The sequence below is a fragment of the Leuconostoc falkenbergense genome (genome assembly GCF_014634805.1).
In the GTDB taxonomy this organism is placed as follows: Bacteria; Bacillota; Bacilli; order Lactobacillales; family Lactobacillaceae; genus Leuconostoc; species Leuconostoc falkenbergense.
The window spans coordinates 1-23,326 of sequence record NZ_BMBS01000013.1 but is presented as its reverse complement, the minus strand read 5'-3'; the positions used below and the strand labels follow the sequence as shown (position 1 = coordinate 23,326).

Here is a 23,326-nt window from a genome sequence, read left to right as displayed (position 1 = left end):
CTTCCCCAAGCACTTGTTTACTGTTCATCAAAATAAAGTTTCTCAAGTTCTCTGAGCACTTCCCACATTGCTTTGTGTTGTGCCTTCGCGAGTGCGTCAAGATCGCGCATATTCAAGCTCGTTGCGTCTGATTGTGTTTTATTAAACGACTTGTGAATCGTTGTATACCCGTAACCAGAATCCTTCGCCACACGATAAATCGTTAGCGAATTATCATCTAAATATGCTTTAATATCAAATCTCATTGTCAATCGCCGTCCTCGTTAGTTTGACCACGCACACGATTGTGGGCGTAGTCTTGTATAAAGTTGCTGCTTCTAAACATCTAGTTACATCTCCTTTATCAAAAAGAGGCTCGTGAGATTTCATCACTCACTTTTCTTGTTCCTCTCTATATTTATAGTATATCACATTTGTGACATAACACAAGTGTAAACTATTGAATTGTTGTTTTATTTTATTACATTAGTTGTTTTCCCCTAGTGATGTCATGATAAACTAGATGTTATTGGAGAATATCATGTCTAAAACACCCTACCATATCAACTTACCTGAAGAAGTTGTCACTGAATTGCACTTACAGCCTGAACAATCATTTCATTTAACTTTACGGAACGGATCGCTCACGCTACACCCAATAGACGGTCAAAATGAAATTCAAACATTATCACTGCGACATTTCCTAGTCCCATCAGTGTTGGCGGCATTGTTATTCATTGGTTATGCACTGTATCAAAGACACTTTCAATTACCATTAGGCGGCGACAATTCAATTGCCAGCGCTGTCATTCTGTTAGGCGAAATGAGTGGTATGCTTAGTTTTTTGGTAACTTATGTTCAAGAAGTTCGTCGTCAACCTAATTCACTCAAGCGCAAAACGAGCTGGCGTGTTTTCCCTGCTTTATTGATTGCTTTTGCGATTATTTTAGCCTTTATAACCTCTGGTTTCTTTTGGGCAATTAATTACTTATTTCAAAATGTGACCTTTGATTTATTCACCTCGGTGGTGTTATTTGTTTTATTTGATGCGATTATTAATTTTTTGATGATTTACGCCGCTTTATCAATTTCGACTTTATTTATTACTGCCATTTTTGTGATGACTATGATTGGCGGCGTCTTAATTGCGATGGTAACCAACAGTTCACGGCTATGGTGGCAATATAACTTGAGCTTTTTAGGAACAGACGGCGCTCTTGACGCTTGGCAATTTAACGCAACTTTGATTTTGGCTGGCTTAATTTGGATTGCCTTAGTCGATTATTTGTTTGTACCACTGCAACAAGTCATGCGTGGCAATCACCGACTGATTGTCTTACGCGTTTTGCTAACATTATCGGCCATCTCACTAGCAGGTATTGGTGCCTTTCCAAATAACGCCGGACAACTGCATTTTATTCATGATCAAATCGCCAACGGCTTAGTCTATTTTATTTTAATTTTGATGGCTGGCAATCGGTGGTTATTACCAAATGCACCGCGTGAATTTATGGTCACTTCATACGTCATTGGTGGTGTTTTGGTCGTCACGATGCTGCTATTTGAAGTCATTGGTTATTTGTCTCTGACAGCTTTTGAAATCATTGCTTTTGGGCTGACATTAAGTTGGATTTTATTACTATTACAAAATATCTACCGGCTGTATTATCATGCCTACCAAACATTTGTCGTCAAAATTTCTTGAGGTGCCTTTCCTTTATCCAAACATGGTATGATTAAGGACGTAACGAACCGCTATTTGGCATTGCAATGCAGAAAGTAAAACATGACAACAGAAAAAAAACGGCCCTACCAAAACGGTCACAACAATACACCAAAAAAGACGACTTATAAGCAGTCTTTTAAAGGCAACCGCCGACCCAATCATGGCGCACAAGACGGGGTCAATGTTCGCGTTGGTCAAAATTTCCCATTAACAATCAAACGATTGGGTATTAATGGTGAGGGTATTGGCTATTTCAAACGCAAGATTGTCTTTGTCCCCGGCGCTTTACCAGACGAAGTCGCTGTGGTGAAAGTCACGGAAGTCGAACCAAAATACATCGCCGCCAAAGTGCTCAAAATTCGTGAGAAATCACCACAACGTGTCAAACCACTCGATGAGTACGCTGATACTGTGGGTGGCTTTGAACTTGAACACATGACCTATCCGGCGCAACTCGCCTTCAAAAAAGACGTCATTGCCCAAGCACTCGAAAAATTCCAACCCCGTGGCTGGACACACTATGAATTACGCGACACAATCGGCATGGACAACCCATACGATTACCGTAATAAAGCGCAATTCCCCGTTCGCAAAATTGGCGATAAATTAAGTGTTGGCATGTACAAACGCGGCAGTCATGAACTTGTCGATTTGCCCGTTGTACACACGCAAGACCCAGCCACCATGAAAGTTATCCGCAAGGTCGCAGAACTGCTCGATAAACTGTCTGTCTCCATTTATAATGAAGATAAAAATCGCGGAACTGTGAAAACAATTATCGCCCGTGTTTCACACACAACAGGTGACGTGCAATTGACTTTTGTCACGCATACTGATGGTTTCCCGGGAGATACGGCTTTAATTGCTGCTATCAATCAAGCATTACCTGAAGTCGTGGGTATCTTCCAAAATTACAATCCCGGTCGTACGAGTTTGGTGTGGGGTGAGGAAACGCTCAAATTATGGGGCCGTGACACGATTGAAGAGACCATTCTCGGCAAGACCTTCCAATTATCGCCTCGGGCGTTTATGCAACTCAACCACACGCAAATGACTGTGGCGTATGAAGAAGCATTAACCGCGCTAAATTTGACCCATGCAGATAAACTCGTTGATGCCTACGCTGGTGTTGGAACGATTGGTCTTACATTAGCAGACAAAGCTGGCGAAGTCCGTGGCATGGAAATTGTACCAGAGGCTGTTGATGATGCCAATGACAACGCTGCACGCAATAATATCACAAATGCACATTATGAAGTTGGCACAGCCGAAGCCTTATTTCCAAAGTGGCAAGCGCAAGGCTGGGTGGCCGACGCCTTGATTGTTGATCCCCCACGTACTGGTTTAGACACTGCTTTACGGCGCGAAATTCTACGCACAAAACCCGAGAAATTTGTTTATATTTCATGTAATGCTTCCACATTAGCACGTGATTTAGTTGATCTCGCACAAGTCTATCAGGTTGATTATATTCAAAGTATTGATATGTTCCCACAGACTGCCCGTTGGGAAGGTGTCGTTAAATTAACAAAACGAGGTTAACTATGCGCGGTGTGATACACCATATTGAAATCAATGTTGCTAATTTGGAGAAATCACGTCAATTTTGGCTACCTTTTTTAACAGCACTCGACTATGACCTTTATCAAGAATGGTCGGCTGGCTTTTCAATGAAATTAGGTGACACCTACTTAGTATTTGTCCAAACCGAAGACAACTATTTATCACCAAGTTTCCATCGCAAGCACAATGGTCTAAACCATCTCGCTTTCCATGTCGCCTCACGTCAGGAACTTGACTACTGGCGTAACTGGATTCATGAGCTTAATCTGAAAGAATTGTACCCGCAACAATATCCATACGCTGGCGGGCAAGATTACCAAGCTCTTTATTTCGAAGATCCAGATCGATTAAAAATTGAACTCGTTTACCAAGAAGTCTGAGTCATCAGGCTTTTTTTATTGTCGCGCTAATGGTTAAAACAACATCTTTTCAAAAGCCAATTTGAACACAAAAAACTCACAATTTTCACAAACATATCAAGTGACAAAAGCCATGTGCGTGTTACCATAAAAGTAACAAATCTATTATTTTATTTTGGAAAGTAGGCACTCTTTTATACCGTTGTATGAGACACTGACTAATAGATTTTGGGATAGTAAGTTAAATACAATTCAAAATAAAAATCGCAGTTCATATCACGTATAAATACGATTATTGGAAAGCAGGTAAATAGTATGACACAGTCAGATTTTGGCGTTGTTGGCTTAGCAGTAATGGGTCGCAACTTGGCACTCAACATTGAGTCACGTGGTTACACCGTTTCAGTGTTTAATCGGTCTCGCGCGCGAACAGACGATTTGGTTCAAAAGCACGCTGATAAATCATTTATTCCTAGTTATTCAATCCCAGATTTTGTACAATCTATCAAAGCCCCACGCCGTATTTTACTAATGGTTAAAGCTGGTAAAGGCACTGATGATGTGATTGACGAGTTGCTGCCACATCTATCAAAAGGTGATTTGCTCATTGATGGTGGTAACACATTCTTCCAAGATACAATTCGTCGTTCAGAAAAGCTCTCACAATCAGGCATCAACTTTATTGGCATGGGTGTTTCTGGTGGTGAATTAGGCGCACTCGAAGGACCATCGCTAATGCCCGGTGGTCAACGCGAAGCTTATGATTCAGTGGCACCTATTTTAGAAGAAATTGCCGCAAAAGCACCAGAAGATGGTCGGCCAACCGTTACTTATGTCGGTCCAAATGGTGCCGGTCACTACGTCAAAATGGTGCATAATGGTATCGAGTATGGTGATATGGAATTAATCGCCGAATCATACGATATTCTAAAGCGTGTACTCGATTTGAATGCCAATGATTTGGCCAAGACTTTTGCTGATTGGAATAGTGGTGAATTGAACTCATACTTAATCGAAATCACAGCCGATATTCTAACTCGCAAAGATGATTTGGGCTCTGACAAGCCAATAGTAGACGTTATTCTCGATCGCGCCGGTAACAAAGGCACTGGTAAATGGTCATCACAATCAGCACTTGAAGTTGGTGCACCACAGTCATTGATTACTGAATCTGTTTACGCACGCTATATTTCAGCGCTAAAAGCAGATCGTCTCGTAGCTGCCGATTTGCTAAACGGTCCTGATTTTACCTTTGATGGTGACAAAGACAGCGTCGCAGAAGATGTTCGTCAGGCACTCTACTTTGGTAAAATCATGTCTTACGCCCAAGGATTTGACCAATTACGGATGGCTTCAGATCATTATGATTGGAATCTACCATTTGGTGAACTTGCGCAATTGTGGCGTGCTGGTGCGATTATCCGAGCACAATTCCTACAACGAATCACTGACGCCTACACAACTAAAAGTGATTTGCATAATTTGCTTTTGGATAGCTACTTTAAAGACATTGCTGAAAAGTATCAAGGTGCAGCCCGCCGTGTTGTTGCACTGGCTGTGTCAGCCGGTGTGCCAACACCATCGTTGTCTGCCGCAGTCGCCTATTACGATTCCTACCGATCAGCTGTTTTGCCAGCAAACTTGATTCAAGCACAACGGGATTACTTCGGCGCTCATACTTATGAACGCGTGGATAAGCCAGCCGGTGAAATGTTCCACTATTCTTGGTATGATGAAGCCTAATTTTAACCTGTGGTAATATGTGATTTCATGTTCACTATTTCTCATAATAACTATCTATTTGTTAGTGTAAGAGCTCCGAGACTTAAATCGGAAGACAATAATACTCATTTTAAAGCTATCAAATTTTACTAATTAATTGGGTGGCTTTTTGTTTGTATCAAAATGGTGTCGCGGTTTTTTGTCCTATTTTTTTGATGATAATAGCTACTGCAACTTCTTGTCTTGACAACTAATTGATAAACGTTTACAATTAGTATTTGTTTGTTATTTTATTCACATTTTAAGGAGAGTGTTGATGTTTGTTTTAAATAAGCCAAAGGCTAGTCTCAAAGAAATCATTATCAAAAGTGTCTGGTACGGTTTCATCGCCGGTATGATTTCCGGCATGGTCAAAATTGGTTGGGAAAATATTTTTCCACCTCGTACAATTGCCCGTAACCTGATTAATCCGCCACAACACATGGCCATGCAATTAGGTATCCCAAAAAAATTAGTTGAATCTTACTTCTACTATTCACAAGATCAAAAAGTTTTCTGGTTCACCTTAATTTTGCACTTTTCATTTGCTATCGCCTTTTCAGTCTTGTACGTTTTTGTATCACAATACTGGTCAAAAATTGGCTTGTGGCAAGGTGCCGCTTATGGTATCGTTCTTTGGATTGTGTGGCACGTCATCTTGATGCCCGCCTTTGGAACTGTCCCTGCACCATGGCATCAACCATTCGATGAACATTTCTCAGAATTCTGGGGACATATCGTTTGGGCATGGTCAATTGCCGCAACCGTTTACTACTTAATCGCTAAAGATAAAAAAGGTCATCTTGAAAATATTTAATGCTAAGTTTGACACACAAAGGATAAACTTATCCTTTGTTTTTTATTACAACTGGTATTCCTCATTAATTTGCATTACAATATCTAGCAATCAGATAAATATATCCCGTCAACTTACCCTTTGGAGAACGACATGAAAAAAGACAGTTTTGGTCGCAATGATTTAGATGATACTTTAAACGATGTCACCAACCACGCAGAGCGTGGATTGAGCTTACTATCAATTAAGGGCACTATAATTTTGGTTATCATCGTGATAATTGCATTATTGATTTATGTGATGACACAATAAAACACACACAACTCATGTTGTGTGTGTTTTTCATGAACATTAATTAAAATTGATCTTTCAACAATTGCTTAATTTCTGCCAAACTAGGTTGGCGTGGGTTACCTGGTGTTGTTTGGTCATTGTAAACCAAATCAATCAAGCTATCCAAAGAATCGTCAAAGTGCTTCTTGTCAACGCCGTTGCCTGACAATGTTTGGTTAACTTCAACTGACGCAGCCAAATCCTTAACAGCTGCAATCAATGAATCAACCAATTCAACATCTGTGTTACCCTTCAAACCAAGGAAACGCGCGATGTCAGCATAGTCCTTTTGTGCTGTATAAGTTTCGTAGCGTGGATAAGGTGTACGCTTTACGTTACCAGTTACGGCATTAAACTTAATCACATGTGGCATTGCAATCGCAATGGCCAAACCGTGTGGCAATTCGAATTCACCACCAGTCTTGTGGGCCAAGGCGTGGTTGATACCCAAGAAGGCGTTAGCAAATGACATACCTGCCAAAGTTGAGGCATAGTGCATCTTTGTACGTGCGTTTTGACCTTCTTTAGTTGGGTTCTTTGGATCATAGTGATAAGAATCAGCCAAGTTATCAAAAATCAACTTAATAGCTTGCAAAGCCCAAGGACGTGTAAATTCTGAGGCCATTACTGAAACGTATGATTCCAAGGCGTGTGACAAAGCATCCAAACCAGAGAATGCAACTGTGCGCTTTGGTACAGTCATCACGAATTCTGGATCAACAATGGCAACTTCAGGTGTTAATTCATAGTCGGCCAATGGGTACTTAACGTGTGTTTCATCATCAGTGATAACCGCGAATGGTGTCACTTCTGAACCAGTACCTGATGTGGTTGGAATTGCAACCATTTGCGTCAAACGTGCATGGTAGAACTTAACAATACGCTTACGGATATCCATGAACTTTTGTTGTAGTTCTGTAAACAAGTCTTTGATAGCATCATTATCTTCCAAGATACCTTCATGACGTGTTGAATATTCGTACAAGAAACGACCAATCTTACCAGCATCCAATGCTGAACCACCACCAAGCAAAATCACTGTGTCAGGCTTAAAATCAGCCATTTGACGTGCAATTTCAACTGCTTGTGACAAAGTTGGATCAGGCTTAACTGAACCGTAGATGTTTGTTTCGACTTGTTCTTGACGCAATTCAAGTTGGCTCAAAACCTTACCAACGAAGCCGAATTGCACCATACCAGGGTCAGCCACGATGAAGGCGCGCTTAACTGATGGTAATTCTTGCAAGTAAGTAATCGCGTTTGCTTCATAATAAACTTCCTTAGGCAAACGGATCCACTGTGGACGGTTACGACGACGTGCAACAGTTTTGATGTTAAGCAAGTCGTATGTTGACAAGTTGTGAGACAATGAATTCTTCCCCCATGATCCGGTACCAAGCGTCAATGATGGACGCATAGCATCTGTATAGATATCACCAACACCACCAATTGAATCTGGTTGGTTAACTAAGATACGTGATGCACCGATTGCATCAGCATATTCTTTGATGAATGGGTCATCTTGTGAACCAATTTGGATAGCGGCGTTGTGACCAGCACCTTGATAGTTCAACAATGATTGAACTGTTTCAATGGCTTCTTCACGCTTTTCAACTTTATAAATTGACAATAATGGTGACAACTTTTCTGATGACAAAGCTTCACCAATGTTCTTTTGATCCAACTCGAACAGCAAAACATCTTTGCCTTCAGGAATCTTAACACCAGCTTGTTCAGCAATCCAACGACCTGACATACCAGCAACTGGTCCGGCTACACCGAAACCTTCGGCGTTTGGCTTGAAGACGTAATCAGCAATCTTCTTGTAGTCTTTCTTAGGCACAAGGTAAGCACCTTGTTCTTGTAATTTAGCCAAAACTTCGTCGTAAATTGGCGCTTGGATAACCGCTGAGTTTTCAGTGGCACAGATCATACCATTATCAAAACGCTTTGACAAAAGTAAGTCTGACACAGCGCGGTCAGTATCTACGGTTGCATCCAAGTAGATAGCACCATTACCAGCACCAACACCCATTGATGGGTTTCCTGACTTCAAAGCGGCGTTAACCATTGATGGACCACCAGTGGCCAAGATTGAAGCGATGCCATGATTTTGAATTAAAGCAGTTGTAGCGTAGATTGAAGGCTTTTCAATCCATTGGATAAAGTTCTTGGGTGCACCAGCTTTCACAGCTGCTTCATAAACGATTTGTGCAGCGTGAACTGATGACTTTTGTGCTTGTGGGTGGAATGCGAAGATAATCGTATTACGCGTCTTAGCTGTCAACATTGACTTAAAAATCGTTGTTGACGTTGGATTAGTTGTTGGTACGATACCAGCTAATACACCAAGTGGTGCTGCTAATTCAACCTTTCCTTGGATTTTATCTTCATTGATAACGCCAACTGTCTTGTCAAACTTAATCGCGTTATAAACGGATTCAGAGGCAAAACGGTTCTTGGTATCTTTATCTTCAACAACACCTCGACCAGTTTCATCGTGGGCTTCATGGGCCAACAATAGTGAATTTTCAGAACCAGCTAATGCCATTGCGGCAACAATTTTGTCAACCTGTTCCTGTGAAAATGTTGAAAATTCTGCCAAAGCTTTTTGTGACTTTTCGACCAATTCGGCCGTCATTTTTTCAGCTTGAGCTGTCAATTCAGCTTTTTCTTCAGGTGTCAAAACCTTTTTAGCGGGCTTCTTTGCAGTTGCTTCTGCCATAATTTGTGCTCCTTTTTGTTTGCTCATTTCTTAACAATCTAAGTATATAATAAGTGTCAAGAAAAAGCAACACTTTTAATTTTTATTTGTTAAACGCCTGATAAATGTACATTTGCAAGCGCTTACAAACACGGAAATAATATTGTGTACTTAATCACAGTATCGGCATATTTTTTAATATTACGCCTACGGCTTATTATATAACCATTCTTTGAAGAAAGTGTAAACATTGCGCCCTAAATGTTATGAAATCGTGAACTCTCAATCTAAATGTACCAAGCACTTTACGACGACAATGCTATAATAAGATAATATATTAGCTTGAGGATGAGACGACATGTATTATATTGACGGACAATTTTACCAGTTAGGGTACAAACAAAAAATTAGTTTTTTCGTTGTATCTTTAATTATCAATTCTTTTGGAAATGGTTTGAGTGTGGCAACTGCAATGGGATCAGCTCCTTGGACGGCTGGTGCTGCCAATTTATCCAATCTAACTGGTGCGCCGATCAGTTTATTCCTTGCTTTTTTTGCTACGAGTGTCGCTTTCTTGAACATGTGGCTCGCCATGCACTTTAATTGGCCCCGTTTAATTGGCAATATTGTGTTTGGCATGTCGTTTAGTTTGTTGGTTGGCGTCTTTGCTAATCTCTTTGTCTCCTTAGGCATTCGACATCTTGCTTGGTGGTGGTTACTTCCAATCGATATTTTTGCGGTGTGGACGATTGGTGTTGCTATCTCCATTTATCAGCGTGTCAATTGGATTCTACATCCCCTTGATGACTTGACCAACATTTTACGGTTTGATTATTTTCACGGCAATGCTAGTAAAGCGCAAATGAGTAACTTTGCTGTTGCCATTGGTATTTCAGCAGTCTGTTTCCCTTTCAGTCACCAGCTTGTGGCCTTAGGACTAGGCACAGTTGTATCTTTTCTTTTCCAAGGTCGTAACATCGCTTGGGCCGACCGACATATTTTTAAACGGCTTGTCCATGGTGATATCACAGGCCAAGCCTAAAAAAGTGTGAGTTGAAATTTATCAACTCACACTTTTTTTAATCAATATTTTGAGCTGCCCAATGATTAATTGGACCAAATTGATGGCCAACCGCTATTTCGCTAGCAATAGCTGCCGTTGTCACATCGTGCGCGATACGAATGGCATTAGCGACTGACTGTCCTTTGGCAATTTCAGCTGCAATGGTGGCACTTAACGTATCGCCCGTACCGTTGATATGTGTCGTATCAAAATAAGGATGGCGCAGCCAAAAATCTGATCCATCAGCTAGTAACACGTAGTCTGCAACTTCTTGTTGGTCATCTTGATGATGCCAACCTTTCACAATGACATTCTGAACACCTAGTGCCTGAATGTCCCGTGCTGCCGCTGCTTGGTCTGTTTCGCTTTGAATTGTTCGTCCTGTTAACAATTGTGCCTCAAAAAAATTAGGCGTGGCAACAGTTGCCAATGGTAGCAGCTGTTGTTTCAAAGCTTTGAACGCTTCATTTTCTAATAATTGTGTCCCATGTTTCGTAGTAATAACGGGATCAACGACCAATGGCCCAAAATCGTAAGTCTGATATGCCTTAACTACCGTACCAATTAAAGCTGCATCAGACAGCATTCCCGTCTTACTAGCTTTGATTTTAAAATCATCAGCCAAAGCCTCAAACTGTTGGTCAATAAACGCCAATGGTAATGTTTCCGCTGCGTGGATACCGTAAGAATTACCCGCAACAGCTGCCACTAGAACACTCATGCCATACGTCTTACGAATAAAAAAGGTGTGTAAATCAGCTTGCATACCAGCTGAGCCATCAGAATCAGAACCGGCAATTGTTAATACTTGAGGAAATTCGTTTGTCATAATAACCTGCTTTCAAAAAAACAGCCGAAGCTGTTTAACTAAAAATTATTTTTGTTGTGCGGCGTACCACCGGATTATTTAGAAAGAAATAGGTGATAGCAACTTGGATTGGGTACATAATTAAGTTTTTGATAATTCTTGGTATTGCGAACGCCACCAATGATGGCCAATCATGCGCTGTATGATACATGATTACCAGCCAAGCTGTGTTCATCACAATGTTAGTGATGAGCAACACCAATCCAACGGCAACAATAATTCGCCATAGACTTGTGTGATCTTGACGATAATAAGCTAGCGCATAAATTAATGTTGAAACAACCGCCGTCAACGTAAACCCAATGAAGAAGACACCGGGATTAACAATCGTGATATTAACCACGTCTAATACGGCAGCAATCAACATCGACCACAGCGGACCATACCACTTGGCAATCAAAGACATTGCCACGAACGAAAAGCTGACTTGTAGCACGTTCGTCCCAACAGTGAATTTGTTTAACGCCATGTCAATGGCCATTAAAGATGCCAAAACAACAAATTGGCGTGTGTCTAATTTTGACAGCGCCCATGTACGCGATGTACTTTCCATAATAAAGAACCTCCGAGTGGAGTGTTCACCTATATGATTATATTGGTGAATGTGATTGATGCACCGCACACAAGCGTGTTTCGTCAGCGACCCACATTCCGTTTCCGCTGCACTTAACGCGCATCAATCTACCCCGATTTTATTTTGTCTTATCGACAACGAACATTGTAACACCAAATGAACCGAACGTTGGTATTAAAGTTAGCTAATTGTTCGTAAAAAAACGCCACCTCTAGGCAGCGTCTTATTCTGGTAAAATGATTTGCGTTGAAGGGCCTTGTGGTTCAGCCTGTTCAGGTTGCTCTTGGATTAAGAAGCTGGGATAAAGTGTCAATGACTTTTCTTCAAAGCCCACAACAGATGAGCCCAACACACGTGTGATTAACTCCATCAAACGTTCTTCAAAAGTATCTTTATCAATATCTTCAATTTCTGCCTTGAGTGATTGTTGGTACATATTGATGTGCAAGTTAGGAATTAAGGCGTACTCTCGTCCAACTAGACCAGCCCATTCTTCAAACACTTCTGCAGGTATCTCTTCATCCTCATTTTGAGCAATAGGCATAAAATTGGCACTGAATGTGTTGCCAGCACCACCCTGTTCATCAAATTCCTCTTGTGTCATTTCGCCATTACTTAATTCCGTTGCGTATTCAAAATCAAACGGGCGACGTTCGTCAAAAATATGGATAAAGCCTGCTGTTGCTTGCGTTTCATCCGCAGCGTCAACGACACGCAAAATGCGATCTCTTTGGCCATTAAAAAGTTGTTGTGTGTAATATGCCATTATTTTTCTCCAATGTGGTGTTACTACATTTTAACATAAGTCACGACCAAAACTGAATGCGAATCCCGAATTAAATGAGGTTATGGCATAGCGTATGTCTTGAAATCATTGAAGTTATTGTGCATGAGCTTCTCATAATTATTCCAAGCCGATTGTGGTTGAATCGCATAAACGGCTGCCAAAATGTTATTGTATGCCACTCGCGCCTCATATTCATTACCGACAACGATGAGTGTTTTTATCACGGTCATCAATTTACGAATAACGTTCGTATACCAATCGCTGATAGCTGGTTCAAGACTATCAACAAGATCAAAATCACGCTTAGTATCATCATTTGCTTTTTCGTGAAACGCTCGTAATGTGTACCGATAGATTACAGTGAGTAATGCTTGTTGACGTACGATTTCCATTTTGAAACCAGCCTGTTGACAAGCTTGTTGTTGCATAATTGTTTTGCGTACAAACGGTAAAATTGTTTGCAAATCCTCGTAGCGTAGATTGTCCATGATATCTAATAACAAATTCGCATCCATCAGCGAGAAATAATGACGTCTGCACAAAATATTACGAGCTGTTGGTAAAATTTTTTAAATAATTTTCCCGCAACCTCTTCCGAATCATGTGCTTTGATTTGTGTAATAGCTGTTCCAATCGCCGCAACATCCTTGGTTTGTTTGTATATTTGTAATGCGTTTTCCACCATTGCTTCATCAACAATTGGCGCTTCTGGTTGTGACTGCATGTTGGTATTGACCGGTTTTAATGAACGCGCATACAACATAAACTCGTCAAGTGACACATGAATCACTTCCAAAATCGAGAGTAATCTGCTCATTGCAAGATCACCCGACCCATTTAAATAACCATAGAAACGACTACGTGAAATATCAGCGTGTGCCAAAATGATTTTTACTGGCACACCCTTTTCCCTAATAAAAAACTTTAATGCTTCATTATAGTGATTTTCATCAATATGAAAAGCCATGATATATTCTCCCCTTGCTTTCGTTAACTATTTCACATGTAATAATAACACATTGTTGTCCTAAAATGTAATATATTATCGTATGTATTCACAATTTTATCACCAAAAAGGCAAACAAAAACCACAAAATCGTTATTGATTTTGTGGTTTAGGTCACATTACATTTTTTCTTCTAGTGTCACATCTGGGTATTTATCATGGAACCAATTGAGTGCAAACTTGTTTTCAAATAAGAAAACTGGCGCGTCATAACGGTCTTTAACAAGTAAATTACGAGATGAACCCATTTTTTCGTCAAGTTCTTCTGGTTTAATCCAACGTGCCACTTTTGAACCAATTGGTTCAAATTGAATTTCGACGTTGTATTCATTTTCCATACGGAACTGGAACACTTCAAATTGCAATTGTCCAACGGCACCAATGATGTAATCACCACCATTCGAAGACTTGTAAAGTTGGATTGTACCTTCTTGTACCAACTGTTCAATGCCTTTATGGTAAGACTTTTGCTTCATCACATCTTTGGCAATCACACGGTTAAACAATTCAGGGGTAAATGTTGGCAAATCAGGGAACTGCACACTCTTTTTGCCAGCATAAATCGTGTCACCAATCTGGAAGTTTCCGGTATCATAGACACCAATGATGTCTCCGGGTACTGCTGTTTGTACATTTTCACGCTCTTCAGCCATGAACTGTGTAACGTTAGACAGCTTTAATTTCTTGCCATTTCGCTGTAAAGTGACATCCATACCTCGGTCAAATTCACCACTGACAATACGAACAAAGGCAATGCGATCACGATGACGCGGATCCATGTTGGCTTGAATTTTGAAGACAAAACCAGTAAATTGTGGACTGTCTGGCGAGATTACTTGATCGTCAACTGTTGTCACAGCAGCAGGCGCCGGCGCATAGGTCAAATATTCACGCAAAAATTGTGTCACACCAAAATTCACCAAGGCTGACCCAAAAAAGACTGGGGTCAATTTGCCATGAGCAATTTTATCGGCATCAAATTCGTTACCCGCATCACGTAATAACTCAATTTCATCCATTGCCTCGCTGACAACTTCTGGGTGATCACTGGCATTTTTGAAAGGTACTAATTCATCTTTTTGCAAATCATAAATGCCTTGCAAAATTTGTCCTGATCCAACTGGCCAGTTCATTGGATAGGCTTGAATACCTAAAATAGACTCTAATTCATCAACCAAATCAAGCGCTGGTCGTGCGTCTCGGTCAATCTTGTTGAAGAAAGTAAACACGGGAATACCACGTTGCGACACAATCTCAAAGAGCTTTTTTGTTTGAGGCTCAATTCCCTTGGCTGCATCGACAACCATGACAACTGAGTCAACCGCCATCAGCGTTCGATAGGTATCTTCAGAAAAATCCTCGTGCCCCGGTGTGTCCAAAATGTTAATTCGCTTACCTTCATAATCAAATTGCAACACTGACGAGGTCACTGAAATACCACGTTGTTGTTCAATTGCCATCCAGTCAGACGAGGCCAGCTTATTTGAGCCACGACCTTTAACCGTTCCAGCTTCACGAATCACGCCACCATGCAACAATAGCTGCTCAGTTAAGGTTGTTTTACCAGCATCGGGGTGAGAAATAATCGCAAAAGTCCGCCGATTTTTTAGTTGTTCTTGAAAGTTTTCCATAGTACTTCTATTTTACCCGAAAAACAAGTCGACGGCCAGCTTTTTAATCAACAGCCACTAAATCAAACACGCTAAGAAACTTAACAAAACTACTGACAACATTTCAATTAGAAAGTGCCCTTTTTAATCGAAATAGTGTTTCACGTGAAACATTTTTCATAACAAACATATTCACTTATAAAACTTACAAGGGTTTTATCTTTTTTGATGATGACATTACGCGATCTTACTGACAACATTAACTATTCAGAAGGCGTATCACCAAGTGTCCAGACGACACTAGTGTGAATTGATTTTCCCAACAAATTAGACACATCAACACTCGCTGGAACTAAAATCGCATACCCAATATCTGTACTGCTATTGTCAAGTGGAATAACTTCTTGATGCGCAATGGGACTATTATCGACGGTTTTCACGAGCGTGCTAGTCCCGCTAGAAATTAAGTTAATCTCATCATCAGAAATTAGCTGTACTAAAGCCATACTATCAGTTGTAGCTACTACTGACTCTGAATCATCATACCAATTATCGTCCTCAGTACTGACAGTCACTGTATACCCATCATTACTATCAAGCCTGTCGTCAGTAACTGTTAACTCAGCATCTCCCTTATATAACACGAAATGTCCAAGGTCTGACATAAATGTCTGGTTATCTGTATCCTCGAGATTACTCGTATCTAAAACACCAAAATCCATATCATCAACAGACATGCTCAGTTCACCATTCTGGAACTGAATATAACTACTAACAATAGTATCAGCTGAAATTGTAATGGGCGACTGGGCAATTAGTGCCGTTAAAATCACAATAATGATTCTATTGACTATTTTCATAACTAACCTACCTTTTATAACTACACATATTTACCTACCAGAATCAACATATATTATTATTGGACTGCCAATAACTGCGTTTCCAGCACTTGATAAAGGGAATGCCATTTAAGCACACAGCAGCGCAATAGCAGTCCCCTTATTTTTTGATTTTGTAAGTTTTATTGATTCGTAAGATGTTTTTTGGCATTTATCAAGAATACTTTGCCACCTTGTACGCTTAAAATTTAAAAATGATGGGACAAAGTGACACTTTAATAAAGTTCTACCGATTAACCCCTAGAAATGCTTAACATCATTATTGACGCTCTGCTTCTTTCGACGTTGCCACCAAAACAGAATGATTGCTATAATGACTGCACCGGCTAACACAAGCCACCACCAATTAAAGCCCTCATCATGAACAAGCGTGACATCTTTATCATTCAACTTCTTAGCTTCCTCATTAGTGATTGTGAAATCTTTTGTAAAATGCCAAGTGCTTTTTTTCGACTTAACTGTCATGTTCATCGTATATTTGCCGGGTTTGAAAGCATGTCCGTCAAGAGATAGCGGATATGCAAAAACTGAATTTGGCGTTATCTGCATCTTGCTTTTTTTGGCTTCATATAACACTTTTTTACTATTTTTACGGGTTACTTTGGATGTAATTGAAATACCATTCAAATATGCTTCCGTCGTGCTATGCAATTCTGAAATAATCGCATTGCGTGAACTGATTTGCCCAGCATCTACCTTTTCAAGACTGAGATTTTCTTTGACATCTGTCTTCTCAGCCGTTTGTAGCACAACACCAATAGCATAAGCGTAGCGATTACGAATCGTAACGCCAGCTTTTTTTGACGCGTTACTTTCTGTTGCAGTGGCAGCTTGTGTAATTGTGATACCACCCGCCACAATACCTTGCCATTGCTTATCAGGAATTTTAACCTTTATTTCTAACTTTTTTGTACTATTAGCTGGCACTTCAACTTGTTTCGGCAACTCAGCGACTTTTCCAAAATCAAACGGTGCTGACTTATCTAATTTATTTTTTGAGGGACCATATTCAGCCACAACGTTAATATTAGTTTTAGCAGCCGCTGCTGCCGTCGTCACTGTTTGTGATTTGTCAGTCGTGTTAGTCAGATTGACAACAAGCGTTTGCTCGTCATTGGGTTTTACTAACAAATCAAAATAAGTATGATCCTTATTAACTTGATTTTCTGGCAAAACGGCACTAACACGCATCCCCATAGCTCCTGAATCAGCAGATGACGATGACGACTCATCACCATGCGCTAATCCAAGTAATGGTGTCATAGAAAATGTTGCTGTCGCTAAAATAAGGCCAATTTTTTTAATTAGCATAACTTTTTACCTTCTCAACTTCAATTTATAGTTTTACTATACCAATAGTTTGTGACCTCACTTTGCGCATTTTGTGGACAAAATGGGAATTTTTTGTGTCCTTAAACCGCAATAAATGACGCAACACCTAATTAACAAAAAGGATTGGCAGATCACAACACTTTCTTCACAACTCGTCACAATCTATTCGAAAGTTATTACCAATTTAAACTAACCCATTTGATACACTAAACGTAAAGAAGAATTGAGGGTAATTTTGTATGAAAAAATATTTATTGGGTAGCCTGAGTTTTCTAGCGCTGGCAATGGCACCTGTAAGCATAGCGTTAGCTGATGGTCACCACACTTCAAAAGCGACAGTACGGCTTTCTGGGAATAAACCAATTACAATTATTAACAATGACACACCAGTGAAGCCAATTAACAACACTGCTATGTCAACAATTGGATCAGATGGTATATACGTCGCTTATGCTTCTGAACTAAATTTTTCGCCAATCATCGATAGTTTAGCAAGTAAAAAAAGCAATGAAAGTCTTCTATTAAAAACAAGTCACACCTTATATCCTTCCGCAGATCAGGTGCTCTTGAATAATAAGCAAGTGAACGTCAATCCATTCGTTCAAGTGCATACTGTTTCGAATGCACATGTCTGGTGCGCATCCGTGATTCAAACCGGTGACTTTAAAACAGCTGATGGTGAAACACTTGCCAATGCACAACTAAAAGTTAGTACTACTGATCATAATTTAAGCGGTACCGAATTAGGATCAACAGCTAATACACGGGATTACAATAATCAAGCTTTTGCCGATCAGCAAGCAGTTTGCATGATGATGGGCGAAGAAACAACAGCTGCGGGTGATTGGACCAACACATTTAGTCAGAAAAATAATGGCAAAAGAAACTATGTTGTTGGTGGTTTTTCATTAGACATTCCCGCGGGAACCACTATTATGAATAAGCATTATCAAGCAGAATTAACTTGGATTATGAACGATGTCCCATTGGTGTCATTATCATAAAATAGTAAATTAAAGGAGCGGATATATCTACTATCCGCTCCTTTAATTTACTATTTTCAGAATAACCTTTTGATATCAATCATTGTTAAAAAAATGCTATCTATACTAAACTTGTGGAATATCACTTGTCGTCCAAGTAATTGTTGTTGTTAGCGTCTTATTTTTAAGCGCACTCACATCAGCATTATTAGGGACAAAAATTCCAAAATTAACATGATCCGTCGAATCCTCATCATAATTAAAACTACGTTCGCTATTCTCACCTAGAATAGGCGAGTCAACGTCCATAACAACAGCGCCAGGACCATACAATATGTTTAAATCGTCATCTCCTGGATCTTTCATAAATAACACCAATTTCGTAACATCAGCAACCTTATCCTCACCTTGATACCAATCCCCATCAGTTGATGCAGTAATACGAAAACCGTCTCGTGAATTAAATCTTTTATCCGTCGCTACTAACTTTGCATCCCCTTGATAATATTTCATATGACCTAATGATGTTTGAAAAAATTGAGCCGTAGTATCATTATTTTGTAGCGATGTTACATCTATTTCACCAAAATCAAGAGATGGCACTGAGATATCAATTGCTCCATCTGCAAAATTGATACTAGAATGTGACGTATCGGCTTTAGCTGATACATTCATCATCAAACAAGACGATATTAAAATACTAATAACAACAATAACGTGACACCCTTTTAATATTTTTTTTAGCATTATTAATCTTTCCACCATCCTACGATTGCAAATTTTACGCTAACTATCACTGTTGGGCCCATTAACAATTGACCATGTATACTCTGCTTGATAACTTTTTGATTTTAAAACTATATTGCGAGGTAACTCAAGATATATACCATTTTTAATGCGTTCATTACTGTTGTAAGTAGCTGTCCCAGCTCTATTACCGTTGCTACCTGCTTCAATATTCGTTTGATTTTTCAGTGATCCATATTCGTAGCTCATAGTGCCAAAACTATCTGCTGATGGTCCAGCCGTCATCTCTAAACTATCTGGTCCAAAAGTCCATTCCGATCCAGCGCCTACTTCGCCACCCCAATTTTGAGTAAAATGACCCGTCGTATTAATCAATCCGGAGATGCTGTAATCAAAAAAGGGCACAGTCCTCACCAATAAGTTCGGTTGAACATCAATTTTATCACTCCCAGCCTCACGATACATACCTTGGAAAGGTTGCGTCATACGTACAGAAATGCTTAGAGGTTGATCATCTTTATCAGAACGTTGATCTACAATTTGCAAATATGGTCGTGTGATAACAGATTGATCTCCCACTTGTTGCACATTAGAAAGTGGCCAAACTTTATAACTCGTGTCTGATTTTTGCACAACTTGTCCATCGTCAAGTGAGCTCTCCGTTATTTCACCGAAGTTCAAGACTGGGAAATGTGTAAAACCCACACCATCTTCGATAATAATACCTTCATTTTCTTGGTTTATTACCTCTCCCACTGTACCCCAATCACTATTAGTATTAATGTTATTTAGCAACGAATTATTTGACACGTCGAACTCTAATCCATTCGTTACAGACCCATACTCAATTGAATCTGCAACAACTGTTTGGTTTATAAGAATCGATAGACTAATAACCGTTGCAAAAGTTAATATTTTTTGTAACATTATATTTTCCCTTAGTCGTCTCCAAGTACACTTGTTAGCGTCCATTGCATTATCGGCGTTTTTATATCATCATAAATATAATCCGCAACCGAATACTTTTTCAAACTATTTAACGTCAAATACCAGCCCTGACCATTACTTACTTTGTTCCAAGATGTATCCAATTCCACAACCATATCGCCATTATTTCCGTTAGGGGCCGTAGCAACCAATAATGAATCGCCTTCGTTACTCAAAAATGAACTATCATTTGTACTGTTAACATACTCAAGTTGTAACTCATCATCGCCAAAAGAGCCTTTATCAACCAATGACGCTTGCATCTGCCAAGGTGTTGTTTTTTGAATTGTGCCATCAGCAACTATTAAGTGACCGTAGTCCAGACTCAAATCAAGCGGTGCCCGATTAAATAAGCCATCTTTACCACGTTTCAGATTACCAAATGTCATTTTTTCAACTGTATCAGCTATGATTGGCAATGAATCATCTGCAGCAATTAACCGATACCCAACTGCTTCTGCCAAATAATCATGATAAGTATAAGTCGTTCGAGTTGATTCTGCTTCAACACCTTGATCATTTCCAATAACCCAAAACTCCAGTCCTTCACCAACTTCAATTGGATCATCTTGATGGGCATTATTATAATCAGTCATATTAAATGACCATTCTTTCCCATCACCATTCGCAGAATTATTAGCTTTTGTTAGTGTTGCTAACGTGACATACTGTTCAGCATTGTCTTCACCATTAATCAGAATGTTATCCGCAGCCATTGATGTTTTAAAAGTGATTGTGCCACCAACAACATTCACTGCGGGCAAATAATAGACTTGTGGTGCGTAGGTTGGTGTTGATGCCACCTTTGTTTCATAGGTTCCACCATCCACTGTGACAGACACTGTATCATCACCCTGTTGATATTTAACATGGTTATTTGCATCACCGCCTGGAATTGAGAAGTCTTGACTTCGATTGCTTTCAAAAACAAAAATACCATTGCTATTTGTCGTTACTGTGTTTTGTTTAACGCCAACCTGATTGCTTTCCCATGTCACTTGTTTGTTAGCACCACCTGTGCTTTCAAAGTCAGCAATTCCATCACACTCAGCATTTGGCAATGCAAAATTAGGAATCAGTTTTTCTGATATACCATATTGACCACGAATATACCGATCCGCATCACTAACTGCTTCTTCTTGGTTTTCGGCGTCACTAATCAGCGCCAACTTTGCATCTGTATCAGCTTCAGACATCGGCACCCATTTAAGCCAGTTAAATACGTATGACTGAATTTCAAAAACACGATAGTATCTGTTATTACATAAAGCACCTGCCGAACCAGTAACTTTTGATTCAGGCGTTTCTTTTAAACTATAATAACTACTATCTGTAGATCCAACTTGAGTTTCTTGCATCATGTCTGCAATACCAACTCGTTTCCAACTACTATATCCGGCAGGGGCATTATAAGTTAAATGATTGCCATTATTATAATTCGTGACAGAACTGTAAAATGAAACATCTGAATGCTTGACGTTTAATTGCATATACCCAGTTGTATATCCCGTCCAATCAGCACCAGCAACATCGGCATCAGTTTCTCTCTTATGATTTGCAATTAACATATATTTTGGTGATTCAACGTTAAAAACAATCCCGCCATTGGTTTCGTTAACACCAGCAGGAATAGAGAATGTCTGACAGCCCTGACCACTTTTTAAATAGAAAGTCGCATCATCGGCAATGTTAAATTCTCCTCGAACGAGATTAGCAGGTGCTTGAATAACACCAGAATAATCAGAAGCAGTCGTATTAGTCCCGTTCATTGCCAAGATACCAGCAGAGGCAACGTTAATTTTGGTTGTCAACATGTTAACGGTGCTACCTCGGCGTGACTGAAAAACAAATCCATCATCTTTGACATTCATCATCAGCGTGCCAGCAATGTTAAGATTACTAATGGCGCCATCTATCACACCATTTTGATATGATAGACTGGCATTATTTGTTGCGCCAAAATTTAACCGTGACATGTAAACTTTGGCACCTTTTTCAATATCAATATTTTTAGCAATAGTATTAGTATAATTTTGGTACGTTCCTGAGCTACTACCTGAATAGTAGTTATTGTATAACGCCCATGTATTTGCTAAATAACTAAACGAATTTACACCAATAACCCCCGGTACATTATCATGAATACCTCTATAACGGACTGAGGCATCAGCATGAATATTTGAGCCCATCAGTTGAGTACCTCGGGTTTGCATATCAATATGGTTATAAAGTTCGATGTTCATACCCGGTACTACAAAGGCAGACATGGTATTACCTGCGTCGGTTGCAGGATCATTATCAATCGCCACTGTTACGTCTGATAATGTTAACGTACCACCAATATCACCTGACGCGCTAGTTGTGCCACGATACAAGATACTATTACGAAAATCGGACATACTTTTAAAGTCATCTGCACTTGCTGAAGTAAACGTTAAGTGATTAATATTAATATCAGGCGCCACACCAGTTGATACTGGTAAACCGTAATATCGCGTTACAATCCTTGTATTAGTTGTGCCCGATGCCCGTCTAACAGTGAAAACGGATGAACTCAGATTGATAGTTTTATTGTTAGATGTAATTTCAATATTATTAGCTCTAGGCTTTAGTGCGTCCACCATATAATCATCGACTGCCTTTTCTGCATTAGAGATTGTGGGCGCCGCTGTACCAGTTTCTTGTGTTCTCAACTCAGCATCATACTTCAAATCAATATCATCAGTTACTGTTATTTTAGTCACAGCTGCGGTATTCCATGCTTCCGTAAACTCAGCTGCATTGGTCACTGTTACTTGCCCAGCCATATCTAATAAGGATATGTCACGTTTAGTGCTACTTGTTTTAGAATGATCTTTAGATTCAACTTCAGTGGTCTTTTTGTTGCTTTTATCTATCTTTGTGTCGGAAGATTCTGTTTGTGCTTCCTTTATCGCTTCTTTCACTGTTTCGTCTGAGGCCATGACCTTTTGCTCATCACGTACTGATGTTGCCATTGAACTCGTTGCATTCACTTCATCAGCTGCAACCATCATTATTGGTGAAATTAAAATATTTATTAGTAATATCGATAGGCATATTGATATTTTAATTTTCATGTTGTCATTTCTCTCTTGTATACTTATGGTAGATTGTAAAATTAAACCGAACACTTGAATAAAAAAGCCGCAGTGCCTTTAATGGTAATTGTCTAAAACAACCATAAAGGAACTGCGACTCATGACTAGTTTATCATCTCAAGAACGCACT

Annotated in this window: 21 protein-coding genes and 1 riboswitch; of the genes, 8 read left to right on the top strand and 13 right to left on the bottom strand. The window is 39.7% G+C overall.

Annotated elements, in window-relative coordinates; genetic code table 11:
* Positions 1-17: 17 nt before the first annotated feature.
* Positions 18-245 (bottom strand): hypothetical protein, encoded by a 228-nt coding sequence (locus tag IEU71_RS04025; RefSeq protein ID WP_004910965.1) that lies wholly within the window; start codon positions 243-245, stop codon positions 18-20.
* A 275-nt stretch (positions 246-520) separates the two neighbouring features.
* Here IEU71_RS04025 and IEU71_RS04020 point away from each other — a divergent pair, with 275 nt between their 5' ends.
* From IEU71_RS04020 to IEU71_RS03995, 6 genes are all read left to right on the top strand, one after another.
* Complete coding sequence (locus tag IEU71_RS04020; RefSeq protein WP_004910962.1) at positions 521-1,684, top strand: DUF998 domain-containing protein; 1,164 nt, start codon at positions 521-523, stop codon at positions 1,682-1,684.
* 81 nt (positions 1,685-1,765) lie between these two features.
* Positions 1,766-3,247 carry a 23S rRNA (uracil(1939)-C(5))-methyltransferase RlmD gene (gene rlmD, locus IEU71_RS04015; RefSeq protein WP_004910961.1) on the top strand — a complete coding sequence of 494 codons (1,482 nt, stop codon included), beginning with the start codon at positions 1,766-1,768 and terminating at the stop codon, positions 3,245-3,247.
* A 2-nt stretch (positions 3,248-3,249) separates the two neighbouring features.
* A complete protein-coding gene (locus tag IEU71_RS04010; RefSeq protein ID WP_004910959.1) occupies positions 3,250-3,648 on the top strand; it encodes a VOC family protein in 399 nt (132 codons plus the stop codon).
* A 294-nt stretch (positions 3,649-3,942) separates the two neighbouring features.
* Positions 3,943-5,370 carry an NADP-dependent phosphogluconate dehydrogenase gene (gnd, locus tag IEU71_RS04005; protein ID WP_004910957.1) on the top strand — a complete coding sequence of 476 codons (1,428 nt, stop codon included), beginning with the start codon at positions 3,943-3,945 and terminating at the stop codon, positions 5,368-5,370.
* 295 nt (positions 5,371-5,665) lie between these two features.
* A complete protein-coding gene (locus IEU71_RS04000) occupies positions 5,666-6,205 on the top strand; it encodes a YagU family protein (protein ID WP_004910954.1) in 540 nt (179 codons plus the stop codon).
* 132 nt (positions 6,206-6,337) lie between these two features.
* The gene (locus IEU71_RS03995) at positions 6,338-6,496 is read left to right on the top strand and encodes a hypothetical protein (RefSeq protein ID WP_004910952.1); all 159 of its coding nucleotides are present in this window, start codon (positions 6,338-6,340) and stop codon (positions 6,494-6,496) included.
* Between the two features lie 43 nt (positions 6,497-6,539).
* On the opposite strand, the gene adhE is transcribed toward IEU71_RS03995, so the two are convergent.
* The gene (gene adhE, locus IEU71_RS03990; RefSeq protein WP_004910950.1) at positions 6,540-9,242 is read right to left on the bottom strand and encodes a bifunctional acetaldehyde-CoA/alcohol dehydrogenase; all 2,703 of its coding nucleotides are present in this window, start codon (positions 9,240-9,242) and stop codon (positions 6,540-6,542) included.
* Between the two features lie 337 nt (positions 9,243-9,579).
* Here adhE and IEU71_RS03985 point away from each other — a divergent pair, with 337 nt between their 5' ends.
* Positions 9,580-10,263, top strand: a complete 684-nt coding sequence (locus tag IEU71_RS03985) for a DUF6198 family protein (protein ID WP_004910948.1) — start codon at positions 9,580-9,582, stop codon at positions 10,261-10,263.
* Positions 10,264-10,300: 37 nt separating this feature from the next.
* Here the strand turns inward: IEU71_RS03985 and thiD are convergent, their stop codons facing one another.
* The 8 genes from thiD to IEU71_RS03945 form a co-directional block, all read right to left on the bottom strand.
* Positions 10,301-11,113, bottom strand: a complete 813-nt coding sequence (gene thiD / locus IEU71_RS03980; protein WP_004910946.1) for a bifunctional hydroxymethylpyrimidine kinase/phosphomethylpyrimidine kinase — start codon at positions 11,111-11,113, stop codon at positions 10,301-10,303.
* A 34-nt stretch (positions 11,114-11,147) separates the two neighbouring features.
* Complete coding sequence (locus tag IEU71_RS03975; RefSeq protein WP_004910944.1) at positions 11,148-11,705, bottom strand: folate family ECF transporter S component; 558 nt, start codon at positions 11,703-11,705, stop codon at positions 11,148-11,150.
* 41 nt (positions 11,706-11,746) lie between these two features.
* Positions 11,747-11,843, bottom strand: a riboswitch (THF riboswitch).
* A gap of 106 nt (positions 11,844-11,949) precedes the next feature.
* Entirely contained in the window at positions 11,950-12,492 is a 543-nt protein-coding gene (locus IEU71_RS03970) for a hypothetical protein (protein ID WP_004910942.1), read from the bottom strand.
* Positions 12,493-12,572: 80 nt separating this feature from the next.
* A complete protein-coding gene (locus tag IEU71_RS03965; RefSeq protein WP_143471448.1) occupies positions 12,573-13,016 on the bottom strand; it encodes a hypothetical protein in 444 nt (147 codons plus the stop codon).
* A gap of 11 nt (positions 13,017-13,027) precedes the next feature.
* On the bottom strand, positions 13,028-13,480 hold the full coding sequence (locus IEU71_RS03960; protein ID WP_004910939.1) for an XRE family transcriptional regulator: 453 nt from the start codon (positions 13,478-13,480) through the stop codon (positions 13,028-13,030).
* Between the two features lie 158 nt (positions 13,481-13,638).
* Positions 13,639-15,150 carry a peptide chain release factor 3 gene (locus tag IEU71_RS03955; RefSeq protein ID WP_004910937.1) on the bottom strand — a complete coding sequence of 504 codons (1,512 nt, stop codon included), beginning with the start codon at positions 15,148-15,150 and terminating at the stop codon, positions 13,639-13,641.
* Between the two features lie 242 nt (positions 15,151-15,392).
* Positions 15,393-15,989: a hypothetical protein gene (locus IEU71_RS03950; protein WP_036068147.1), complete on the bottom strand. Its 597-nt coding sequence runs from the start codon at positions 15,987-15,989 to the stop codon at positions 15,393-15,395.
* Positions 15,990-16,268: 279 nt separating this feature from the next.
* Positions 16,269-17,339: a WxLIP family cell surface protein gene (locus IEU71_RS03945; RefSeq protein WP_004910928.1), complete on the bottom strand. Its 1,071-nt coding sequence runs from the start codon at positions 17,337-17,339 to the stop codon at positions 16,269-16,271.
* Positions 17,340-17,599: 260 nt separating this feature from the next.
* On the opposite strand from IEU71_RS03945, the gene IEU71_RS03940 reads away from it, so the two are divergent.
* On the top strand, positions 17,600-18,364 hold the full coding sequence (locus IEU71_RS03940) for a WxL domain-containing protein (RefSeq protein ID WP_004910926.1): 765 nt from the start codon (positions 17,600-17,602) through the stop codon (positions 18,362-18,364).
* A gap of 105 nt (positions 18,365-18,469) precedes the next feature.
* Here IEU71_RS03940 and IEU71_RS03935 read toward each other — a convergent pair whose 3' ends face one another.
* Genes IEU71_RS03935 through IEU71_RS03925 form a run of 3 tightly spaced genes read right to left on the bottom strand, consistent with a single transcriptional unit; the run spans position 18,470 to position 23,175 of the window.
* Positions 18,470-19,090 carry a hypothetical protein gene (locus tag IEU71_RS03935; protein ID WP_036066433.1) on the bottom strand — a complete coding sequence of 207 codons (621 nt, stop codon included), beginning with the start codon at positions 19,088-19,090 and terminating at the stop codon, positions 18,470-18,472.
* A 39-nt stretch (positions 19,091-19,129) separates the two neighbouring features.
* Positions 19,130-20,017: a hypothetical protein gene (locus IEU71_RS03930; protein WP_004910924.1), complete on the bottom strand. Its 888-nt coding sequence runs from the start codon at positions 20,015-20,017 to the stop codon at positions 19,130-19,132.
* An 11-nt stretch (positions 20,018-20,028) separates the two neighbouring features.
* Positions 20,029-23,175, bottom strand: a complete 3,147-nt coding sequence (locus IEU71_RS03925; RefSeq protein WP_143471449.1) for a pectate lyase-like adhesive domain-containing protein — start codon at positions 23,173-23,175, stop codon at positions 20,029-20,031.
* Positions 23,176-23,326: the final 151 nt, after the last annotated feature.

Excerpts from the sequence above, each read along its gene's own strand:
- thiD (WP_004910946.1), bottom strand. The coding sequence starts at position 11,113 with ATGACAAACGAATTTCCTCAAGTATTAACAATTGCCGGTTCTGATTCT.
- IEU71_RS04000 (WP_004910954.1), top strand. The coding sequence starts at position 5,666 with ATGTTTGTTTTAAATAAGCCAAAGGCTAGTCTCAAAGAAATCATTATC.
- IEU71_RS03945 (WP_004910928.1), bottom strand. The coding sequence starts at position 17,339 with ATGCTAATTAAAAAAATTGGCCTTATTTTAGCGACAGCAACATTTTCT.
- IEU71_RS03955 (WP_004910937.1), bottom strand. The coding sequence starts at position 15,150 with ATGGAAAACTTTCAAGAACAACTAAAAAATCGGCGGACTTTTGCGATT.
- IEU71_RS03940 (WP_004910926.1), top strand. The coding sequence starts at position 17,600 with ATGAAAAAATATTTATTGGGTAGCCTGAGTTTTCTAGCGCTGGCAATG.
- IEU71_RS03975 (WP_004910944.1), bottom strand. The coding sequence starts at position 11,705 with ATGGAAAGTACATCGCGTACATGGGCGCTGTCAAAATTAGACACACGC.
- IEU71_RS03970 (WP_004910942.1), bottom strand. The coding sequence starts at position 12,492 with ATGGCATATTACACACAACAACTTTTTAATGGCCAAAGAGATCGCATT.
- IEU71_RS03950 (WP_036068147.1), bottom strand. The coding sequence starts at position 15,989 with ATGAAAATAGTCAATAGAATCATTATTGTGATTTTAACGGCACTAATT.
- gnd (WP_004910957.1), top strand. The coding sequence starts at position 3,943 with ATGACACAGTCAGATTTTGGCGTTGTTGGCTTAGCAGTAATGGGTCGC.
- adhE (WP_004910950.1), bottom strand. The coding sequence starts at position 9,242 with ATGGCAGAAGCAACTGCAAAGAAGCCCGCTAAAAAGGTTTTGACACCT.
- IEU71_RS03960 (WP_004910939.1), bottom strand. The coding sequence starts at position 13,480 with ATGGCTTTTCATATTGATGAAAATCACTATAATGAAGCATTAAAGTTT.
- IEU71_RS03930 (WP_004910924.1), bottom strand. The coding sequence starts at position 20,017 with ATGTTACAAAAAATATTAACTTTTGCAACGGTTATTAGTCTATCGATT.
- IEU71_RS04020 (WP_004910962.1), top strand. The coding sequence starts at position 521 with ATGTCTAAAACACCCTACCATATCAACTTACCTGAAGAAGTTGTCACT.
- IEU71_RS04025 (WP_004910965.1), bottom strand. The coding sequence starts at position 245 with ATGAGATTTGATATTAAAGCATATTTAGATGATAATTCGCTAACGATT.
- IEU71_RS03925 (WP_143471449.1), bottom strand. The coding sequence starts at position 23,175 with ATGAAAATTAAAATATCAATATGCCTATCGATATTACTAATAAATATT.
- IEU71_RS03935 (WP_036066433.1), bottom strand. The coding sequence starts at position 19,090 with ATGCTAAAAAAAATATTAAAAGGGTGTCACGTTATTGTTGTTATTAGT.
- IEU71_RS03985 (WP_004910948.1), top strand. The coding sequence starts at position 9,580 with ATGTATTATATTGACGGACAATTTTACCAGTTAGGGTACAAACAAAAA.
- IEU71_RS03995 (WP_004910952.1), top strand. The coding sequence starts at position 6,338 with ATGAAAAAAGACAGTTTTGGTCGCAATGATTTAGATGATACTTTAAAC.
- IEU71_RS04010 (WP_004910959.1), top strand. The coding sequence starts at position 3,250 with ATGCGCGGTGTGATACACCATATTGAAATCAATGTTGCTAATTTGGAG.
- rlmD (WP_004910961.1), top strand. The coding sequence starts at position 1,766 with ATGACAACAGAAAAAAAACGGCCCTACCAAAACGGTCACAACAATACA.